5 protein-coding genes are annotated in these 5094 nt (G+C 32.8%); 3 read left to right on the top strand and 2 right to left on the bottom strand.

What is annotated here, in order from left to right:
* Positions 1-270: 270 nt before the first annotated feature.
* Together LB449_RS13620 and LB449_RS13615 are read left to right on the top strand one after the other, a co-directional pair.
* Positions 271-888 (top strand): serine hydrolase domain-containing protein, encoded by a 618-nt coding sequence (locus LB449_RS13620; RefSeq protein WP_224455674.1) that lies wholly within the window; start codon positions 271-273, stop codon positions 886-888.
* A 12-nt stretch (positions 889-900) separates the two neighbouring features.
* Positions 901-1350: a hypothetical protein gene (locus tag LB449_RS13615; protein WP_224455673.1), complete on the top strand. Its 450-nt coding sequence runs from the start codon at positions 901-903 to the stop codon at positions 1348-1350.
* A gap of 100 nt (positions 1351-1450) precedes the next feature.
* Here the strand turns inward: LB449_RS13615 and LB449_RS13610 are convergent, their stop codons facing one another.
* Together LB449_RS13610 and LB449_RS13605 are read right to left on the bottom strand one after the other, a co-directional pair.
* Positions 1451-3652 (bottom strand): S41 family peptidase, encoded by a 2202-nt coding sequence (locus LB449_RS13610; RefSeq protein ID WP_224455672.1) that lies wholly within the window; start codon positions 3650-3652, stop codon positions 1451-1453.
* Between the two features lie 161 nt (positions 3653-3813).
* A complete protein-coding gene (locus LB449_RS13605; protein ID WP_224455671.1) occupies positions 3814-4395 on the bottom strand; it encodes a hypothetical protein in 582 nt (193 codons plus the stop codon).
* Positions 4396-4742: 347 nt separating this feature from the next.
* Between LB449_RS13605 and LB449_RS13600 the strand changes: the two genes are divergently transcribed.
* On the top strand, positions 4743-5094 hold a 352-nt coding region (locus tag LB449_RS13600; RefSeq protein ID WP_224455670.1), incomplete at its 3' end, for an IS110 family transposase.

The following is a 5094-nucleotide window of genomic DNA, read 5'->3' as shown; positions in this document are numbered from 1 at the left end:
GAAGTAAAGAGTACAATAGAAAGGAACAAAAAAGTTCAAAGAATCCATTAAAGGAATCTATGAGCCTAGAATAATTATGTCTCAAATTAATTAAGAAAAGAGTTGTTTTTTACCTCAGTTCTTTGTTGTGGTGCTTATTTTCCGCAAGTCCCCAATGCAGATGAAATTAAACTCAATCAGATGCTTAATCATACTAGTGGGTTGAAGGATTATGTTTCATAAAGTGACAGTCTTCACTATTGGTTAAAAGAACCTCAAACAAAGAAAGAGATCATGAATGAAATTAAAAGTCAAGGAGTAGCTTTCGAACCTGGTGATAGCCTAAGCTATTCTAATTCTGCCTATTTTTTGTTAGCGAGAATTCTAGAAAACAAGTATGAAAAATCCTTCAAACTAATTATAGACGAAGAAATTGTTCAACCATTAAATTTGAAAAATACGTTTGCTATTGATGAAAAGAGTAAGCCTAAAAATCAAGCAAAATCTTATAAAAAGGAAAATGAGGATTGGGTAGAAATTAAAGAATTTTATTTCCCTAATGCTTCAGGCACTGGGGATATATTCTCTACACCTTTTGATATGAATACTTTTTTGACAGCATTATTCAATGGAAAAATTATAAAAGAAGAATCGTTAGAAATGATGTTACCAGAGAGTAAGGTTCCTTTTGGTAAGGGGTTAATGCAAGTCCCTTTTTATAATCATAAAGGTTATGGACATGGTGGTGACACCTTCGGTTCACACTCAGTAGCTGGATATTTTCCAGAAGATAAATTAGCGATCACTTATATTATAAATGGAGAGCAGTATTCAACTAATGCATTTGCGTTAGACCTCCTTAGTATTATATATGATAGAGACTATACACTGCCTGTATTTGGATTTTAAATTGACAAAAGAATGAGGCTACTTTTTATCATGGCTTTAATTTTCTTTGTAGAATCAATGTTTAGTCAGAAAACAGTTGAGGATTATGGCTATAAATCTTCTCAAATCGATTATTTGGGTAGTAGTATAGAATTTGTTGTTAAATCAAAAAAGGGTGAAGAAAAGGCTAAAAAACCACTATTTATATTCATACAAGGTTCACTTGCCAAACCCCTCATAAAATATGACGATAATGATATTTATTATTCTCCATTTCCTTTTTCTGAAAAGCTTCTAATGGATAACTATCATTTGATAGCTATTAATAAACCAGGTGTACCGCTCATTGAAAATAAAAAGAACCTTAGTTCACAGGGTGAATTTGTAGATGCTGAAACTGGATTACCATCGAAAGAGTATACTGAAAATAATAATTTAGAATATTACACTAAGAGAAATTTAAAAGTGAATGGAGATGCATAAGAAACTTATTTACTAATCAATAATACGAATTTAATTTAATCCAATCTTTGGATTAAGCCTATTCTAGCTATTTGAAATGCTAGATGTTCTCTAAATGACTTTATTCCTTTAAAATAACTTCAATAGCTTTTTCAATTAACTCGTCTTTCCCTTCTCTTATGCCTTTAACCGTTGGCTTCACTTCAATATCTGGCACTATTCCAACCCGTTGCGTTTCTTCGCCATCTGGATAATACACACCAAATCCAGAAATCATTGTTCTAAGACCACCAGGAAGCATTATTGACGATACATTTCCATCTGCTCCTGCTGTAGTGCTCCCAAGTATTGTCGTGTTATCTCCTGCTCTAAAAGCCATTGAAGTAAACTCTCCAGAACTTTGTGTTATTTCATTGACCAACACTATCAATTTACCTTGATAGGTTTCATCTTGTCTTTCAATTTCGAAATCATTTGAAAAATAAAATTCACCTGGGTTATCCATGTTTACAAATGAATACTTAACGAATGGTGTCGAAGAAGAAACAAAATAAGAACCTAAGCTAAATGCAATAAAAGTTGATGGACTATAGCGCATGTCTATTATTATTCCCTTTGTGTCTTTAAACTGATTCTGTATTGTGGAAAGCTCTTCTTGTTTGATCGATTCAATTGTTATATATCCAATGTTGTTATCCAGCATTTTAAAAGATTTGTCCTGACTTTTTCTATACCATCCATAAATGTCAAGACTATCCTTAGGATAAAGCTGAAGTGATTTCTTTTTAGCTTTAGACTTTTTTGATTGATACTCGATCTCAATTTGATTTGAATTTGACCTTAAAAGGTCTGGAGATAAGCCCCTTAATCTTGCAGCTTGATTTGAGGCAGGATAATACTTTGACTTTTCCTCTATTAGTTTTTCTGTATTTTTCCCATTAATCTTGGTAATGACGTCACCAATTTCTAATCCAGCTTCGACTTTTAATTCTTCATTGTAATAATCAGTCACGACCAACTGATCTTCAATAAATCGAACGTGAAAAGGTGGATAGTTTTTCCCTTTCCATTCCTCAATTTGATCACCACCGCCCCATAGATTGGCGTGGGTGTCCTTAATATCGCCGATAAGCTGTACTGCAGCTAGTTCATATTCTAACTCGTTTTTAGCATTGGTAAATAGCGGAATATATTCACTTAACTTATTATTCCAATCTTCATCAATCAAGTGTTTATAAGGAAAAAAGTAATGGATCATATTCCAATATCTGTAGAGAGACAAAAGTCTGAATCCATCATCTGGATAAGACATTTTAGGATAGGCGCTTTCATTTTTAAATTTTGGATTTCCAGCACCTGTCACCTTTGCAAAGTAATACTGTTCGCCTTGTGAACGATTCTTATAAACAAAAAGCAATTTGTTTTTCAAGTTAGTATTCTGTTTATCAATCCAGTCTAAGTCCGGTTTTAAGAAGGCATTTTCATCGGTTGGTTCACACGTTAAACATTCGTCTATTTTACCTAATGAATCGATCCAATCAATAATTAAGTTGTCTCTTTCGGTATTGTTTTTAACCTCAACGTAATTGGGCAAAAACCTAAAGAGTTCATAGTCCCAATTAAGGTTACCTTGTGCAATTTCAGGATGGTGGTATTTTAGAAATCCCCAAATTCTACCCAAGAGTTCAAGGTTATGGATGTTTTCACCGGTTAGTTCAGCAAATTCAATTAACGACCCGTCATCAAATTCCTGATCGAGTTGGGCTTTTGGTGTTTCTTTTTCCTTTAGGGTTTGAACATTTTTTCCATCAATTTTCACCACAAAATCATCAAACCAAGCCTCTCCTATCCCTTTTACAAGTCCTCCAACTATAATATTTTCAGCATCTTCAGAATAGTTGAGTGTGATGCTATATTTCTGCCAATCTTTAGTTCCTGTGATGTTTTGGTTTTCGATGCTTTCATATGCCAATGTCCTCCCATTACCATTTATTTGCATGAATAAACCCGTAATATCTTTTTCAATATTTTTTATTTTCATATAGCCTTCAAGCTGTATGGTTTGACCTGAGTATCTAGCCGGAATATTATAGGCAATAGCACCAAAAGCACTTCCTTCCTGGTCAGATTTAATTTTAGCAGATTTTTTTCCAGAATAAGCAATAGTATCTATTGATGTTGCATAATCACCCCAATTATACCACCCGTCTGAAAGTGCCTCTTGGTCACTCTGGGATTCAAAGTTAAGATTAAATTTTTCAGTTTTTTGTGCTTGACACGCAAGGGTCACAATCGTTAGTAATGCTAGGAGTAGTTTTTTCATTGTTTGGTTTTTTGATTTGCAGAGAGCGGTTCTCTAGTATGGCAAGTGGCGTGTAAATACTTACTTACCTTTTCGGTTTTTCTTTATGATTTTAAATATAATCAATCTTTCGGTTTAGCCTACAAAAGCTATTTGCCATACTAGGTGTTATGCACTGATTATTAATTTAATTCGAGTTGTATGAAAATAAATAGAATAACGAATTTCTTTAAAAAAGGTCTATTAAAATCATTTGGATCATATTTGTGAACTAACCAATTGATTAATAAGGCAATATCAATATTGTCGTATTGACTTGGTTTGTTTTTTGAAATTTCTAAAATTAGTTCATCTTCATACTCCTCTTTACTCAACTCTTCTTTAAACTTTTGAACTACTGGGGATACAATTTTATAAAATAAATTTTTTATTCCGCTTTCATTATTTAAATCAATAATTTCAAGTTCTTCTCTAATTTCTTTGGTCTGCTTGTTTTCATCAATTTTATTTAAACCTGCACCATTATGGAGAAGAAATTCCAAATACTCATGATAGATTAATCCATCTTCAGCATTTTGAACAGCTATCTGATTAGAAGTCACATAATTTTTAAAAAATGATTCAAGTTTCTTATCAAAGTATTGATCATTTTTTGTTAGTTTATCTTCTATTTTCTCATTTATTTCACTCTCAGCGATAAGTAAATAATTATCTGATAGAGGATTTATTATAAAAAGTAGTATTAAAATTAGTTTCATTTCCATTTATCCATTTGTGCATAACGGAATTGTGTATGATTAGTTGCGTGTAAATAAGCACGAACTTTTCGGATTAAAACTGACTTTAAAAATATGAAAAAGCCAATGAATTAGGCACTTAACAGCAATTAATTATACACGGCTTAAGTTTGATTTCTATTACATTTAGATATAAATCAGAAAGAACAAAAGAGAGGATTAAGGTTACTATACACGGTGAAGCTTAGACTTCGTCAACATTGATAATCCCCTCTCTTTTTACTATCTCAACCACGTTCAGTTCTGTGAGACTTTGGATCTCGTTTTTAAGTTGTTGTGAGTAAGGTAGTATGCTCTTTCATAAATCAGTTCTTATGAATAAATATAGAGAAACTTATGGAGTTGACATTAGTAAAGATGTATTTGATGTTTATGGTAGCCTTAGCGGTCACCATCAGTTTTACAATGATGAGTCTGGGTTTAAAAAGTTCCTTAAAGGATTACCAGAGAACTCATTAGTAGCCATGGAGGCAACAGGTTACTATCATTACCGACTCGCACAGTTTCTTTACAAAAATGCAGTAGTAGTATCAGTTATTAATCCCTTGTCGATCAAGCGGTTTATCCAGATGAAACTGGCCAAGGTAAAGACAGACAAAAGTGATGCAAAGGCGATCTGTGAGTATGCTCAGAACAATGCGGTTCCCCTCTACAATGCACTTACTG

The sequence above is a fragment of the Psychroflexus lacisalsi genome, from assembly GCF_020164495.1.
Taxonomy (GTDB): Bacteria; Bacteroidota; Bacteroidia; order Flavobacteriales; family Flavobacteriaceae; genus Psychroflexus; species Psychroflexus lacisalsi.
The sequence above is the reverse complement of the archived record's forward strand: the minus strand, read 5'-3'. Positions and strand labels throughout refer to the sequence as shown.